At 71.1% G+C, this 15,037-nt stretch carries 16 protein-coding genes; 12 read left to right on the forward strand and 4 right to left on the reverse strand.

The genetic code is table 11. From position 1 onward, the window contains the following. Window positions 1-1,173, reverse strand: a 1,173-nt coding sequence (locus NBW84_RS14635) for an HAD-IC family P-type ATPase (protein WP_250285285.1), incomplete at its 3' end; no start/stop codon positions are given. A gap of 559 nt (window positions 1,174-1,732) precedes the next feature. On the opposite strand from NBW84_RS14635, the gene NBW84_RS14640 reads away from it, so the two are divergent. The 12 genes from NBW84_RS14640 to NBW84_RS24320 all read left to right on the forward strand — a co-directional run bounded on the left by NBW84_RS14640 (window position 1,733) and on the right by NBW84_RS24320 (window position 12,950). Then, complete coding sequence (locus tag NBW84_RS14640) at window positions 1,733-2,611, forward strand: LysR substrate-binding domain-containing protein (protein WP_250285287.1); 879 nt, start codon at window positions 1,733-1,735, stop codon at window positions 2,609-2,611. A 540-nt stretch (window positions 2,612-3,151) separates the two neighbouring features. Further along, window positions 3,152-4,144 (forward strand): 2Fe-2S iron-sulfur cluster-binding protein, encoded by a 993-nt coding sequence (locus tag NBW84_RS14645; protein WP_250285289.1) that lies wholly within the window; start codon window positions 3,152-3,154, stop codon window positions 4,142-4,144. Window positions 4,145-4,750: 606 nt separating this feature from the next. Beyond that, window positions 4,751-5,992, forward strand: a complete 1,242-nt coding sequence (locus NBW84_RS14650; protein ID WP_250285290.1) for an ABC transporter ATP-binding protein — start codon at window positions 4,751-4,753, stop codon at window positions 5,990-5,992. A gap of 134 nt (window positions 5,993-6,126) precedes the next feature. Further along, complete coding sequence (locus NBW84_RS14655; RefSeq protein ID WP_250285291.1) at window positions 6,127-7,509, forward strand: ABC transporter substrate-binding protein; 1,383 nt, start codon at window positions 6,127-6,129, stop codon at window positions 7,507-7,509. Window positions 7,510-7,549: 40 nt separating this feature from the next. Further along, the gene (locus NBW84_RS14660) at window positions 7,550-8,494 is read left to right on the forward strand and encodes a metallophosphoesterase (protein WP_250285292.1); all 945 of its coding nucleotides are present in this window, start codon (window positions 7,550-7,552) and stop codon (window positions 8,492-8,494) included. After that, window positions 8,485-9,432 carry a carbohydrate ABC transporter permease gene (locus NBW84_RS14665; RefSeq protein WP_250285293.1) on the forward strand — a complete coding sequence of 316 codons (948 nt, stop codon included), beginning with the start codon at window positions 8,485-8,487 and terminating at the stop codon, window positions 9,430-9,432. The genes NBW84_RS14660 and NBW84_RS14665 overlap by 10 nt, the downstream gene beginning before the upstream one ends. Before the next feature lie 255 nt (window positions 9,433-9,687). Continuing rightward, a complete protein-coding gene (locus NBW84_RS14670; RefSeq protein WP_250285294.1) occupies window positions 9,688-10,725 on the forward strand; it encodes a carbohydrate ABC transporter permease in 1,038 nt (345 codons plus the stop codon). Between the two features lie 202 nt (window positions 10,726-10,927). After that, window positions 10,928-11,089 (forward strand): hypothetical protein, encoded by a 162-nt coding sequence (locus NBW84_RS14675; protein ID WP_250285295.1) that lies wholly within the window; start codon window positions 10,928-10,930, stop codon window positions 11,087-11,089. A 365-nt stretch (window positions 11,090-11,454) separates the two neighbouring features. After that, window positions 11,455-11,718: a hypothetical protein gene (locus NBW84_RS14680; RefSeq protein ID WP_047222252.1), complete on the forward strand. Its 264-nt coding sequence runs from the start codon at window positions 11,455-11,457 to the stop codon at window positions 11,716-11,718. Next, window positions 11,715-12,131, forward strand: coding sequence for a PIN domain-containing protein (locus NBW84_RS14685; protein ID WP_250285296.1), 417 nt, complete (start codon window positions 11,715-11,717; stop codon window positions 12,129-12,131). Before NBW84_RS14680 ends, NBW84_RS14685 begins: the two co-directional genes overlap by 4 nt. Window positions 12,132-12,313: 182 nt before the next feature. Next, a complete protein-coding gene (locus NBW84_RS14690) occupies window positions 12,314-12,625 on the forward strand; it encodes a nucleotidyltransferase family protein (protein WP_250285304.1) in 312 nt (103 codons plus the stop codon). A gap of 208 nt (window positions 12,626-12,833) precedes the next feature. Further along, window positions 12,834-12,950 (forward strand): HepT-like ribonuclease domain-containing protein, encoded by a 117-nt coding sequence (locus NBW84_RS24320; protein WP_445548428.1) that lies wholly within the window; start codon window positions 12,834-12,836, stop codon window positions 12,948-12,950. A 12-nt stretch (window positions 12,951-12,962) separates the two neighbouring features. Here NBW84_RS24320 and NBW84_RS14700 read toward each other — a convergent pair whose 3' ends face one another. The 3 genes from NBW84_RS14700 to NBW84_RS14710 all read right to left on the reverse strand — a co-directional run. Continuing rightward, entirely contained in the window at window positions 12,963-14,150 is a 1,188-nt protein-coding gene (locus NBW84_RS14700) for a C45 family peptidase (RefSeq protein WP_250285300.1), read from the reverse strand. Between the two features lie 19 nt (window positions 14,151-14,169). After that, window positions 14,170-14,769, reverse strand: a complete 600-nt coding sequence (locus NBW84_RS14705) for a GNAT family N-acetyltransferase (protein ID WP_445548722.1) — start codon at window positions 14,767-14,769, stop codon at window positions 14,170-14,172. Between the two features lie 48 nt (window positions 14,770-14,817). Further along, window positions 14,818-15,037 (reverse strand): acyl carrier protein (locus NBW84_RS14710; protein WP_250285303.1); only part of this gene is annotated, 220 nt, incomplete at its 5' end.

A 15,037-nucleotide genomic window follows, 5' to 3' on the forward strand; every position in this document is an offset into this window, starting at 1 on the left:
CGCCCGCAGCGCCTCGCGCACCTCACCAGCCAGCCGGCCGGCCCCGGCAGCCTCGCCGGCGGCCTCGCCGGCGGCGCCGTTGGCCGGGCCCGTCCTGTCGGGCGCGCCCAGCAGGCGCACCTCGGTCAGCCGCATGCGGTTCTCGGTGAGGGTGCCGGTCTTGTCCGCGCACACGACGTCGACCCGGGCCAGCCCCTCGATGGCCGGCAGCTCCTGCACCAGGCACTTGCGGCGTCCCAGCCGGATGACACCGATCGCGAACGCGACGCTGGTGAGCAGGATGAGCCCCTCGGGAACCATGGGGACGAGCGCGGCCACCATCCCGCGCACCGCGTCGTCCGGGGCGGCGTCGTCGAGCCGGAACTGGCTGTAGATCGTCAACGCGCCGGCAGGAATGATCAGGAAGGTGACGAACGTCAGGATCCGGTCGATGCCGCCGCGCAGCTCCGAACGCACGAGCGTGAAACGGCTGGCCTCCTCCGCCAGCCGGGCGGCATAGGCCTCCCGGCCGACCTTGGCCGCGCGGAACACCCCTGTCCCGGCCACCGCGAAGCTGCCGGACATGACGGGATCCCCGGGGCCCTTGTCCACCGGGTCGGCCTCACCGCTGAGCAGCGACTCGTCGATCTCCAGCCCGTCCGCGGCCAGCACGACCCCGTCGACGACGACCCGGTCGCCGGGCCCGAGCTCGATGACGTCGTCGAGCACGACCTCGCTGGCGGAGATCTCGACCGTCCGGCCGTCCCGGCGGACCCGGGGCCGGGCCTCGCCGATGATCGCGAGCCGTTCCAGGGTGCGTTTGGCCCGCATCTCCTGGACGATGCCGATCGCGGTGTTGACCACGATGATCAGCCCGAACAGGCCGTCGGGAACGACCGGCCCGATCACCACGATGACGGCGAAGAGCGCGCCGATGATCGCGTTGAACCGGGTCAGGACGTTGGCCCGGACGATCTCGGCGACCGAGCGGCTCGCCCGGACCGGGACGTCGTTGGTGCTGCCCGCCGCGATGCGCGCGGCCACGCCCGCGGCGGTCAGGCCATCGTCGAGCCCGACAGCGGACTCCTGTGGAAGATCGACCGTTGCCACGACAACGAGGCTATCGGGACGGTGGCCGACGCCACGCACCCTCCCGGCCCGGATACGGTCATCCCATATCCCCCGGGCCAGCATCCCCGGGCCAGCCTCATCCCCCGGATCGGCCGCCAGGCCCGTGGATCAGCTCCCAGCCGCCGTCCACGACGCCCGCGCGGACACGGTCACGCGGGAGCCACTCCGCACGAAGGCCGCCCCGTGTGGAGGCCATTCCGTATTCGCGCCCCACGGCGCGCCACCGGGATGCGAACAGCCATTCCAGGACAGATACGGGCACGCCGGGCGTTGCTGCCCTCGTCATGCCATATCCATCCCTGTCATGTCCGCCCCCGTCACATCCGCCCCCGTCACGTCCGCGCCTTAATACACGGAGCCGCGACACGCACCGCCGTAATGCACGGCTGTAATGCACATCACCGCGATATACATCGCCGTCATACGTACCGCCGCAATACACCCCGCCGTACACACGCGTATACACGCTGTTTGCACGGGTATCATGTGTGTGCCGCCGTCACGCTGGTGTCCGCTGGTGCCCGTGGCGACCGGCCCGACAGTTCTTCCGGACAACACTCACCCGTCACCGCCGGTTAGTCACCGCACGTAGGCTGTGCTGGGCTTACAGGAGGGAGGCGGGATGGAGTTCCGGCACCTGGTGTCTTTTCTGGCGATAGCGGACGAGCTGCACTTCGGACGGGCCGCGGGCAAGCTCCACCTGGCCCAGCCCTCGCTGAGCCAGCACCTGCAGCGCCTGGAGCGTGAGGTCGGCGTCAAGCTGGTCGCCCGCACCTCCCACGAGGTCCGGCTGACCCCGGCAGGCGTCGCGTTCCAGGCCGAGGCGAAGCGGATCCTCGACCAGGCGAGCCGGGCCGTGCAGGCGGCGCGGGACGCCGCGGCCGGCCGCGCCGGCGCGATCAACATCGGCTACAACTTCCCGGCCGGCCAGCGCATCCTGCAGCCGACCCTGTTACGGCTGAACAGCACTCACCCCGGGCTGACCGCCCACCTGTGGGAAAGACGCACCGGCCCCCAGCTCAAGGGCCTGCTCGGCGGCGAGCTCGACATCGGCTTCGTCTTCGGGCTGCCGCCCACCAGCGACCTGCACTCCCGGGAGGTGCTGCGGCTGCCGCTGGTCGCCGTGGTCGGGGAACAGCACGACTGGGCCTGCCGGGAGCAGGTGCCGTTCCGCGAGCTGCAGAACCAGGCCTGCATCCTGTTCAGCCGCACCCAGTCCCCGGCGATGTACGACACGATCGTCACCACGGCCGAACGGGTCCGGATCAGCCTGCGGGTCGCCGCCGAGGTCGACGACCCGGGCGCGACCGCCCTCGTGGTCACCACCCGCCCGCTGGTGGGGTTCGCCTCGGTCGAACGCGCCCGCCGGACGAGAGGGCCGGTCGCCATCCCCCTCGTCGACCCGATCCCGATGCTGTCCGTGCACGTGGTGTGGCGGCCGCAGCGAAGCAAGGTCGTCGACGCCCTGCTGGACGCCCTCGACGAGGCCGGGCCCTTCTGACCAGCCACCAGAATCAGCCTCCAGCCGAATGCCCGCGAACGGCCTCCGGCAGCGCTGAAAATCAGCGCGCTACCTTCGGCCGAATGCCCGCGAACGGCCTCCGGCAGCGCTGAAAATCATAGCACTGCCTTCAGAAAAATGACCATGGACGGTTGCCGGCAGCGCCGGAAAATCATGGCGCCGCCTTTGGCGAGGCCGCCGAAAAGGGCCTCCGTGGCATGCGGGAACCCGGGCCGGGGTTATTGGAAAATCCAATCGCCCAAGTGGATTTTCCTCCTGTCGGCGACTTCTCCGGCCAGTCGGGAAAACGCTTGCGAAGATGTGGCCGGGCCCTGCGTCACGGGCGGCCCTGCCGATAGAATTCAACGGTGGCCCGCCCGGCCGGCAGACCGGTCGCCGTCGCGGGCAGCTCACTGTTTCGACCGGCGTGCCGGCCAGCGGCCGGAACGCCGGATTCGCCGCCCAGAACGCGGATCCGGCGGAACGCCGGGAACCCGTACGCCCATTCCGACACGCCCAGAACTCCGCCGGAGGTCGGTCATGTCCGCGCCAGCATCCTATGATCAGTCGACCGCGGTACCCGCACCGTCCGCCACCGCGTTCCTGACCGTCGTCAGCAGGACCGTCGAGGCGGACGACGTCGTTTCCCTGACCCTCGCCGATCCCGGCGGGCGGCCGCTCGCCCCGTGGGCTCCCGGCGCGCACGTCGACGTCGTCACCGGGCCCGGGCGCGTCCGGCAGTACTCGCTGTGCGGCGATCCGGCCGACCACGCGACCTGGCGTGTCGCGGTCCTGCGCGAGGCCGCCGGCCGGGGCGGCTCGGCGTACCTGCACGATGAGGCCCACGCCGGGTCGACGCTGGAGGTGGGGGCGCCGCGCAACAACTTCCCCCTGGTCGACGCCGGGCGTTACGTCCTGATCGCGGGTGGGATAGGGATCACCCCGCTCCTCCCGATGATCGCCGAGCTGACCGGGCGCGGCGCCGACTGGACGCTGCTCTACGGCGGCCGGCAACGCACGAGCATGGCGTTCCTCCCCACGCTGTCCGCCTATGGCGACCGGGTCGTCGTCCACCCCGAGCGGGAGCGCGGGCTGCTGCCGCTCGGCACCGTCCTCGCCCGGCCCGAGGAGGGCACGGCCGTCTACTGCTGCGGCCCGGAGGGCCTGCTCGGCGCGGTCGAGGCCGCCTGCGGCAGCTGGCCGCCCAGCGCCCTGCACGTCGAACGCTTCCGCCCCCGGGAACCGGCCGGCGACGCCGCCGCGGACACCGCCTTCGACGTCCTGATCGCCAGCACCGGGCAGCGGGTGCGGGTGGCCGCGGGCCGCAGCATCCTCGAGGCGCTCGAACGCACCGGCCTGGACATGCCCTCCTCGTGCCGCGAGGGGACCTGCGGCAACTGCGAGACCCGGTTCGTCGAGGGCGAGGTCGACCACCGCGACTCCGTGCTGAGCCCGCAGGAGCAGCGGGACGGGGACGCCATGATGATCTGTGTCTCCCGGGCCCGCGGCGACCAGCTTGTCCTCGACCTCTGACGGTCCCGGCCGCTGGCAGTGAGGATGTAGACGAGCCCCGCGCCGATCGGCGACCAGACCACCGACCGGCTTCGGGCCACCAGCCCGGCCTGTCGGCCGCGCTGGTGCGGGGCAGGCGTTCCGGGCCGGCCAGCCCGGCCCGCGACGGCGCCGAGCGGTGTGGCGACAGCCACGTGGCCGGACGCGGCCAGCCTGGACGCGGCCAGCCTGGCCGGGCCGGCCGGGCCGGCGTGGGACGGATTCCGCCGCCGGTACCGCCCGCGCGCCATGACAGTGGGCACCGGCAGCCATCAATGAATTCTATCGGGTAATCAGTGATTTCAATCAGTGCTGGCCACCGGGCGTGCGCGCGGCGTTTCACACCACTTGACGCACCGCAAATTTCCAGCATGTTTCCTTCCCGTACACGGACCCGGCGTTGAATTCAGCGGTCCACGGACGATAAGAAGCACTGGAAAAATTTCCGGACGGCCGCCGGCACCGGGCACGGCCCGTACCGGGGGATCCGACTTCCGACTTCCGAACCCACCGGCCCACCCACGGCGAGCCGGGAATACCAGGCCGGTCCGGCACGCCGCCGGGCCGGTACGAAAGGAGAGCCAGGCTGTGAGCCGGATCCAGGTCGAAGGACTGACCAAGCGTTTCGGCGAGGTCGCCGCCATCGACCGGGTGAGCCTGGACATCAGCCACGGCGACTTCCTCGTCCTGCTCGGCCCGAGCGGATGCGGAAAATCGACGCTGCTCCGGATGATCGCCGGTCTGATCGAGCCGAGCGGCGGGCGGGTTCTGCTGGACGGCCGCGACGTCACGTTCGCCCCGCCCCGGGAACGCGACATGGCAATGGTATTCCAGAGCTACGCTCTTTACCCCCACCTGACCGTCGAACGCAACATCGGGTTCCCGCTGCGGTCCCGTCGCCGGCCACGGGCGGAGATACGCCAGAAGGTACGCGAGGTGGCCGAGCTGCTCGATCTCGCGGAGCTGCTCGGCCGCCGGCCGCGGGAGCTCTCCGGCGGGCAGCGGCAGCGGGTCGCCGTCGGGCGGGCACTCGTCCGTGACCCCGGCGCCTTCCTGATGGACGAGCCGCTGTCCAACCTCGACGCGAAGCTGCGCACGGCAACCCGCGGCCAGCTGCGGGCCCTGCACCGCACGCTCGGCTCGACCATCGTCTACGTCACCCACGACCAGGTCGAGGCCATGACCATGGCCACCAGGGTGGCCCTGCTCAACGCCGGCCGGCTGGAGCAGGTCGGCACCCCCACCGACGTCTACGACGAGCCGGCGTCGGTGTTCGTGGCGGGCTTCCTGGGCTCACCCGCGATGAACCTGATCCCCGCGCGGATCGAGAGCCGGGCCGGACGCGTCCAGGTGCTCGCCCCCGGCGTCGAGCTGCCGCTGTGGGCGGCGGGCGACCAGCCCGCCCGCGAGGTGACCCTCGGCGTCCGACCGGAGCACCTGGTCCTGCTCCCGCCGGCGTCCAGCTCCCCCGCTTCGCAGCCCGCATCGCAGCCCGCATCGCAGCCCGTGCCCGTGCCCGCGTCCCCCGTGTTCCGGGGGGTGGTGGAGACGGTGGAGAACCTCGGCGGTGAGGAGGTCGCCCAGTGCGCGGTGGGCGGCGCCCGGCTGCTGGCCCGGGGGCCGCGGCCGCTCGGCCTGCGTCCCGGCGAACCGGTGGCCTTCGACGTCCCCGCGGACCGGGTGCACCTGTTCGACCGGGCCAGCGGCCGCCGGCTGGTCTGGCAGCCGGCCAGCGGCGGCCTCCCCCGCGAGCGCGATCACGACCATGACTCCGCCGCAGCCGCCGTCGCCGGCGCCCCCGGGCAGGTTCTGGACGCGTCCACCGTCTGATCACCAGCCTTCGGCGTCCCCGCCCTTTCCGAACCGTCCCGCCGTCGAGTCTTTCGAGCCTGTCGAAACGTCCGACGTCTTTCCCGGCCCCGGTCCTCGCCGGTGCCGTGTTCCTCTCGCTCAAGGAGCATCCCGTGAAAAAACTGCGCCAGCTCGGGGGGCTGGCGGCCGCGCTCACCCTGGCACTGACCGCCGCCGCCTGCGGAGACAGTGGCTCGAGCACGCCCGCCCAGCCGAGCACCGTGGTTCCCGAACTCCGGCCGGACCAGCAGGTCTCGATCACCTTTGAGAGCTACAACCTGTCCCAGGCAGGGGCCTGGACGGACACCTTCACCGATCTGATCAACAGGTTCCAGGCCGCCCACCCCAACATCAAGGTGACGGCCCAGAAGCCCGCGACCGCGACCGCGAGCGGCTACGGGTCGGCCTCGGCCGCCAGCATCCAGCGCCAGATCGCGGCGGGCAACCCGCCCGACGTCGGCCAGCTGGTCTTCGGCGACATCCGGTACGCCGTCAAGGGCCTGGGCGCCACCCCGCTCGACGACGTCGTCGGCCGCGACGCCGTGCAGGCGAACTTCGGCGGCGCCCACCCCTTCGCGCCGACCGCGCGCACCCTCGGTGACGTCGAGGGCAAGACCTTCGCCGTGCCGTTCGTGTTCTCCACGCCGATCCTGTACTACAACGCGAGCCTGTTCACCCAGGCCGGTCTCGACCCGAACAAGCCGCCGGCCACCTGGGCGGAGGTGAAGACGGCCGCACTGGCCATCAAGAGCAGGACCGGCAAGGACGGCGCCTACATCGACTGCCTGACCAAGAAGAGCAGTGACTGGTGCTATCAGTCCCTGGTCGCCTCCAACGGCGGAACCGTGATCTCCGACGACCAGACCCGGCTCACCTTCGCCGACGCCCCCGCGGTCGAGGCCGTCCGGGTGGCCCAGGACCTGGTCAGCTCCGGCGCCAGCCCCAAGCTCTCCCAGGAGCAGGCCTACCCCGCGTTCGCCCGCGGTGAGGTAGGCATGATCCTGGAGAGCAGCGCCGCCGAGGCGGTCTTCCGCAAGGGCGCCACCACCGCGAACCCGCCGTGGGAGCTGCGGGCCGGCTACGAGCCGAGCTTCGACGGCAAGAAGGTGCAGCCGACCAACTCCGGGGCGGCCCTGCTGATGTTCGCCAAGGACCCGGCCCGGCAGCGGGCGGCCTGGGAGCTCATCAAGTTCCTGACCAGCGACGAGGCGTACACGCAGATCACCAGCAGGATCGGCTACCTGCCGCTGCGCACGGGCCTGCTCGACGACCCGGGCGCGCTGAAGGACTGGGCGGCCAAGAACCCGCTGATCAAGCCGAACATCGACCAGCTCGCCCGGCTGTACCCGACGGCGTCGTTCCCCGGTGACAACTACGTCCAGATCAGGGACGGCATGCTCGCGGCCGTCGAGAAGGTGGTCTACAGCGGTGCCGACCCGCTCTCGACGCTGACCTCGGCGCAGGAGCAGGCGACCAAGCTCCTCCCGAAGGGCTGACACCGTGCCGTCGGTGCCGACCGTGCCATCGGTGACATCGGTGACGTCCGCGCTGCCGGTGCCACCGGTGCCGGCGGCACCGCCGGCCCGGGTGCCGCGGTACACCCTGATCCAGCTCAGCGACGTCCACCTCGTCGACGACGGGGAGCTGCCGCACGGCGGGGTGGACACACACGCGAACCTGGAGTCCGCGGCCCGCGCGGTCGCGGGCTCCGGGACCGCGGTGGCGGGCCTGGTACTGACCGGAGATCTCGCCGACAGCGGCTCCCCCGCCGCCTACCGGCGGCTGCGGGCGGTGGTCGAACCGCTCGCGCGCCACCTGGGCGCCCCGGTCATCTACGCGATGGGCAACCACGACGAGCGGACGGCGTTCCGCCGCGAGCTGCTGGGCGCCGCGCCGGCGACCGACAGCCTCTCGACGATCCCGTGCGACAGCGTCCACTGGATCGCGGGCCTGCGGATCGTGGTGCTCGACAGCACCACGCCGGGCTACGACAGCGGCCACCTCACCGACGCCCAGCTCGCCTGGCTGCGCGACGAGCTCGCCCGCCCGGCCCCCGACGGGACGGTGCTCGTCCTGCACCACCCACCGGTGCCGTCGCCGATGCTCGTCGTCGAACTGATGACGCTGCGTGAGACCGACCGGCTCGCGCGGGCCGTGGCGGGCAGCGACGTGCGGATCATTCTGTGCGGCCACGCCCATCACGCCAGCTGCGGCCTGCTCGCCGGCATCCCGGTCTGGGTGTCGCCGGCCACCGCGTTCGGCGCGGACCTGCTCTCGCCCGCGGGCCGGGCCCGCGCGCTGCGCACGGCGGCCTGCAGCCGCATCGACATCTACCCCCACACCGTGGTGGCCAGCGTCGTGACGCTCGCCCCCGCGGACATCCTCTTCGACAACGACGAGAGCGACATGGCACGACACATCGACCAGGCCGCCACCGGCGACGGGCGGCTGACAGAGCAGGGGCGGGCAGCGTGTTCGTAGAGCTCGCGCCCCTCGTGGCCCCCGCCGAGCACGTGGCGGTCGAGGCGGCCCGGCCACCGCTGGCGCGCCGGGCGCTGCGGGCGCTGCCGCCCTTCCTCTACCTCGCCCCGGGGCTGGCCTGCCTGCTCGTGTGGACCTACCGCCCCCTGGTCGAGGCCGTCCAGCTCTCCTTCTACCGGTGGAACCTGCTGCCGAGCAGGCCGAAGATCCCGGTCGGGCTGGACAACTACCAGCAGGTCGTCCAGCTCCCCGAGCTCAGGCACTCGCTCTGGCTGACGGTGGCGACGATCCTGTGCCTGCTGCCCTTCTCGGTCCTGCTGCCCACGATCATCTCCCTGCTCACCCGCCGGATCCGCGGCCGGGCCGGCGTCGCCTACCGCGCGCTGGTGTTCGCGCCGGTGCTGGTCCCGCCGGTGGCCAGCGCGGCGATGTGGATGTGGCTGCTGGACCCGCGGCACGGGCTGGTGGACCGCATGATCGGCCATCCGGTCAACTGGCTGCACGAACGCGGCCCGGCCCAGCTCGCCATCATCGGCATCACCGGCTGGCACCTGCTCGGGTTCGCCGTCCTCGTCGTCACCGCCGGCCTGGCCAACATCAACGACGAGTACTCGGCGGCGGCCCAGCTCGACGGCGCGACCCGGCGGCAGATCACCCGCTGGATCATCCTGCCGCTGCTGTCACCGACCCTGGTCCTGCTGACCCTCATGACCGTGCTGCTCTCCGGCCAGCTGACCTTCCCGCTGATCGACGCGCTCACCCAGGGCGGCCCCGACGACGCGACGACCAACGCCTACTACCTGCTCTGGGAGTACTGCTTCAAGAGCTTCAACGCGGGCCTGGCCTCCGCCGCCGGCCTGGCCTTCTTCCTGACCTTCGGCCTGGTCGCCCTCCTCCTGGTCTGGCTCTTCGAAAAACTCAGCTTCCACGACAACTGACCACCCGGCGGCCGTCCCCCGGCGGCCGTCCCCCCGGCGGCCCACCGCCCAGCACCCCACCGCAGAACAACCCGGCAACCGCCCCCCGAACCGCGGAACAACGTCCCGGGAAATGAGTACGAAAGTGGCTGCCCCAGCGACCACTTGTTCCCTCATGTGTATGAGCAACGATATTCGGCCGCGGGGCGGGAGCGAGGCTGCGGGGCGGGGAAGCGATATCGCGGGAACCACCGCGAGGACTACGAGGAGTGATTCATGGCCGTCTCCACGCCGGACGCACCGGCGGCAGGCGACGCTGGCGCGCCGCCGCCCGGGCAGTACAGCGGCGGGCAGCATGACGGCAGGAACCGTGACGACGGCGGAAACCGCGGCGGTGGCCGGCACGGCGGCGGGGATCATGGTGACGGGGACCACGGCGGCGGACGCCGCTGGCGCCGGCACGGCCACCGCGGCCACGGCGGGACCGGCGGGCCGGTCGGCGGCCGGTCACCGCTGAGCTCGTTCGCCGGCCATGCCGTCCTGGCCGTTCTCAGCGTCGCCTGCGTCTTCCCGATCTGCTGGATGTACGCGACGTCGCTGCGCCGCCCCGGCGACATCTACGACACGTCGCTGCTGCCCTGGCCGCTGTCGATCGGCAGCTACCGGCACGCCGCGGACGTGATCCCCATCGGCCAGATGCTGGTCAACACGTTCGTCGTGGCGTCGCTGACCGCCCTCGGGCAGCTGCTGACCGGCCTGCTCGCCGCGTACGCGTTCACCGCCTGGCGCTTCCGCGGGCAGCGGCTGCTCTACCTGCTGTTCGTGGGGACGTGGCTGGTGCCGTTCCAGGTGACGATGGTGTCCAACTACACGCTGCTGTTCCGGCTCGGCCTGCTGAACACGCTCGCCGGGGTGGTCATCCCGACGCTGTGCACGGCGCTCGGCGTCCTGCTGCTGCGCCAGCACATGGAGAGCTTCCCCAAGGAGGTGCTGGAGGCGGCCCGTATCGACGGCCGGTCGTCCTGGTCGACGCTGTGGACCGTCGTCGTGCCCAACCTGCGGCCGGCGCTGGCGGCGCTGGGCATCGTGCTGTTCATCAACGCCTGGAACGAGTACTTCTGGCCGTCGATGGTGCTCCAGCAGGCGAACTCCATGATCCAGCTCGGGCTGCGCGGCTTCCTCGGCGGGACCGAGGGCAACGACTGGGGCGGGATCATGGCCGCCTCCGGGCTCGCCTGCCTACCGATCTTCGGCCTCTACCTGGTACTCCAGCGGCACATCGTCAACGCCTTCGTCCACTCCGGCCTGAAATAGGACGATCCTGAAACCGAGTACCAGAACTCAGGGAGTACGTCTGTAGGAAACGCTTAATTTTTTCGTACCCATAAGGGGTGTTTCTCACAGATCGTACAGTGGTACTCGACGCCATCCCGCTCCCACCATTGCCAGATAGGTGCTCCGGGCCGGGCCGGCTTCCCGGCCCGGAGCACCGTCCACGCCGATGGATGGAGAGACGATGGACGGAGAGACGGTCGATCACCTGCCCCTGCGGCCGGCGGCCTCCGGCACTTCCACACCGATCGAGATCTTCTACGACCTGGCCGTGCTCCGACGGGTCGCCGACAGCCTCCGCGCCCTCGACTGGGACCTGCCCCCGGACGACGAGGCCCAGCCGTAGCCCTCTCGCCGGCAGGCCGATGGCCCCGGCCGGTGAGCGCCGCCCAGAACTGGCACATCCCGAGCTGGCACGTCCAGAACCGACGACAGCCGCGAGTGCCCATCGACCCTGCCGACCATCCGTTCTGCCTGACCACCGCGGCTGCGCCCGAGGCTCGGTAGCGCTCCGACGTCATGCCGAAGCGCCGGAACACGTTCGGCCGCCGACATCCCCTCCCAGGCAGTCCCGCAGATCGGCTCCACGGGTCTTCCACGCGGTGATCCCAGCCTTGTCCACCGAATCGGCAACCACTGTGAGCACAAAACCGACGCCCGGAGAGTAACCGACGGGTCAGATCGAGGGGCATCCACGGTAGGATAAGGGGTATGAGTGAGCCTACTCAGAAGTACTCGATCACAATGCCTCGGGACATCGCCGAGGCCGCCCGTGCCCGCAGCGGCCCCTCGGGCCTGTCCGCCTACGTCGCCGCGGCCGTCGCCCGCCAGATCGAACGCGACAACCTCAACGAGCTCATCGCGGTCGCCGAGGCCGAGCACGGGCCGATCGGCGACGAGGAGATCCGATCCCGGCGGGATGCCCTGCTACAGGCCCGCGAGCAGCAGCGCTCTTCGGACCCACACGCGGCATGACCCGCCCGGTCGCCGTGCCGGGGGGCACACTGGTCCTCGACAGTGAAGGACTCGCCAGGGCCGTCCAGCGGGACCGCGACGTCACCGGCTGGCTCGCGCTGGCCCGCGCCGACGACATGCGTGTGATCACCAGCGCGGTGACCCTGGTCGAAGTGATCCATCCGCGGATCAGGCGTTCCGCCTTCGCGTGGGCCGTGTCCCGGATCGTCGTGGAGCCCGTCACGGAGCCTGTCGCCCGGCACGCGGCCGAACTGCTGGGGGAGGCGGGGCTGCACGGCCACAGATATGCGATCGATGCGGTGCTCTGCGCGACCGCGCTCGCCGCCCCTGGCCCGGTTACCGTGCTCACCTCGGATCCCGAAGATCTCAGGATGCTGTGCAGTACGGGAGAAGTCACCATCATCAAGATCTGAGGCCGAGGTCCACGGCGCCGACCACAGCCTACCTGGTGGATGTTGGTCGATATCCAATCGCATCCTGACGGATACTCTCAGTACTCGCAGATCCGTTGACCACGGCCGCCGATTCCAGCGGTGGCCGTTGTGCCATCCTGATATCAGGCAGGCCTTCCGACGGGAGGGAAGTCGCTGTGACTATGGATGCATTTCGTCGTCGTCGTGTTACTTTGAGCGAACTACGCGAGCACCGTGCGGACGTCTACGCGGTCGCGCAGCGCTACGGCGTCGGCAACATCCGCGTGTTCGGCTCGGTCGCGCGCGCGGAGGCGGACGAGGCCAGCGACGTCGACCTCCTTGTTGACCTTTCTCCAGGTCGAGGACTTTTTGATCTTGGTGGTTTCATCAGCGGAGCCGAGGCGGTCCTGGATGTCCGCGTCGACGCGACGACTGTGGCCGGCCTACGGCCCCGGCTGCGCGAGCAGGTGCTCGCCGAAGCCGTTGCGCTGTGAGATCTGATCAGGAGCGGCTGCGTGACATCGTCGAGCACGCCAACCTGATCAGTACGCATCTGCCCGCGTCGCGGGACGAACTGGACGCCGACGTCGTCCTCACCGCAGCTCTCGTCCGGTGGGTGGGGATCATCGGAGAAGCCACCGCCCGGCTGTCCGGTGCCTTCCGGAAAAGCCATCCAGATATTCCCTGGCAGCGATCACCGGCATGCGCAACCACCTCGTACACGGATACTTCGCGGTTGACGCCGATCTGCTCTGGATCGCGGTAACCGTCGAGATCCCCGGCCTCGCCCGGACGGTACGCGCATGGCTGAATGACTGACCGTTACCGCTGCTACGTCAGGCGGAAGGTTTCGGTGGTGGACAGGGCGGGGTCGCCGGGGCGGAGGTGTAGTTCTCCGCGGGCTGGGAGGAGGACGGTCGCGGCGACCGTGCGTTCCCGGCGGATGTCGCCGTTGTCGGCGACCCGGATGGGTGGGGTGGACAGCAGCGCGAAGTGCTCCTCGGGGTGCGGGCCGAGGGTGGTGAGCGCCGCCGTGGCCGCCTGGAGGCGGCGGACGGAGGAGTTGCGGGCGAAGACGTTGATCTCGTCGTGGGGGGCGAGGTCGGGGTGGAGGAAGTGGTTGGTGTGGACGGTCCGTGGCGCCCGCGTGGTCCGCAGCTCGTCGCCGACGATCTCTAACCAGGCGGCCTGGGTGGCGTCACGGAGAGTCAGCGAGCGGGAGCTGGCCAGCCGCAGGCCGCGCAGGACGTCGAGCGCTTCCTCAACGCTCGCCGCCGTGTCGAGCAGGTGCCGGACGGCCAGGTACGGGGGCAGGCCCGCCCGCCAGTCGCCGCCCAGGACGAGGTTGATCCCGATCGCGAGGCCGCGGCTGTTCAGGCCGAGGTAGCCGAGCAGGCCGCCGAAGCTCAGCACGAGTGAGCGGCCGATCGGCGAGGCGACGTCGAGGACGGCGATCTGGTCGTCGAGGTCGCCGCTCAGGTCGACCGTCTGGGCGAGCAACGGGCCGGTGGGTGGCGGGTAGCTGGTCGCATAGGTGGTGCAGTCACCCGCGGTAATCGTCTCGCCGGCCCGGCTGTGGGGGTCGCGGGGGATCCCGGCGGAGATCCCGCCCGGGGCGGGGGGCACGGTGGGAATCCGGGTCGGGACCGCGCTGGAGGCGGCCCCGGAAACCACGTCGGGGGCTGCGCTGGGAACCACGCCGAAGGTGGCGGTGGGGATTCGGGTGTAGCCGAGGATTTCGCGGCGCAGCTGGAGCAGCCAGGCCTCGTCCTCGGTCAGGCCGGCGCCGGACGCGAGCCCGGCGACCTCGGCCGCGAGCCGCGGGGCGGCCCGCTCGATCTCCGCGCGGTGGCGGGCGATCGTCGGGCGCAGGCCGTCCAGCGTCACCGGGGCGGGCAGCAGCCGGCCGAGCCGGCAGACGTGGTCGTCCACGAACGACCGCAGCCGCCCCGCCAGCGCCGCCCCGTGGGCCCGGCCCAGCTCCGCCGGTGGCCCGTCCGCCCTGATCAGGACGGTCACTCGGCCTCCCCCGACACGCTCACGGGCGGACTTTCGGGTGTTCGGTGAGGGTTTTCTTCACGAGCGGCCATTCGTCGGCCAGGACGCTGTAGTAGACGGCGTCGCGGCGGCGGCCGTCCGGCATGGGGTTGTAGCTGCGCAGCACGCCCTCCTCGATCGCGCCGATGTTGCGCAGGCCGCGGCGGGCCCGGGTGTTCAGTACGTCGGTCTTGAACTCCACCCGCAGGGCGCCCAGGCGTTCGAATGCGTGTTCCAGCAGCAGCAGTTTGGCCCACCGGTTGGTCCCGGTGCCGCGGAAGTCGCGGCCGAGCCACGACCAGCCGATCTCCAGCCGGGCGTCCGGCGCGGAGAGGTTGCCGTAGCTCATGCTGCCCGCGGTCCGGCCGGTGCGCCGGTCGGTGATGACGAAGACGTGCCGCCGGCCGGCGAGGTGGTCGGCGAGGGTGGCGTCGAAGAACGCCTCGAAGTCGGCGTCGGACTCCACCCGGGAGACGAAGTAACGCCAGATGTCCGGGTCGAGGGCGATCGCCCGCAGCGACTCCCGGTCGGCCTCGGTGACGGGTGTGAGGCGGACGTGGTCGTTGCCCAGGACGGCCGGGCCGGCCGTGCGCCAGTCCACCCGGTGCTGGGCCGCCGGCCGCTGGGCCGCCAGGTCCCCGGCCACCGGTCAGGCCCCCGCCGGGACGTGCCTGGACAGGATGTCCACGCAGTCGCGCAGGGTGTGCATCCTGGCCAGGTCGTCCTCGGTGAGGCAGGCGGTGTCGACGCCGGTGTCCCGGCACAGCGAGGTCAGGAACAGGACCTTGTTCAGCGAGGTCAGCCCGTAGGTGCCGGTGAGGCCGACGTCGGGCTGGATCTCCCCGGGGGCGATGTCGACGGCCAGTACC

Source organism: Protofrankia sp. CiP1_Cm_nod2, from assembly GCF_920664355.1.
Taxonomy (GTDB): domain Bacteria; phylum Actinomycetota; class Actinomycetes; order Frankiales; family Frankiaceae; genus Protofrankia.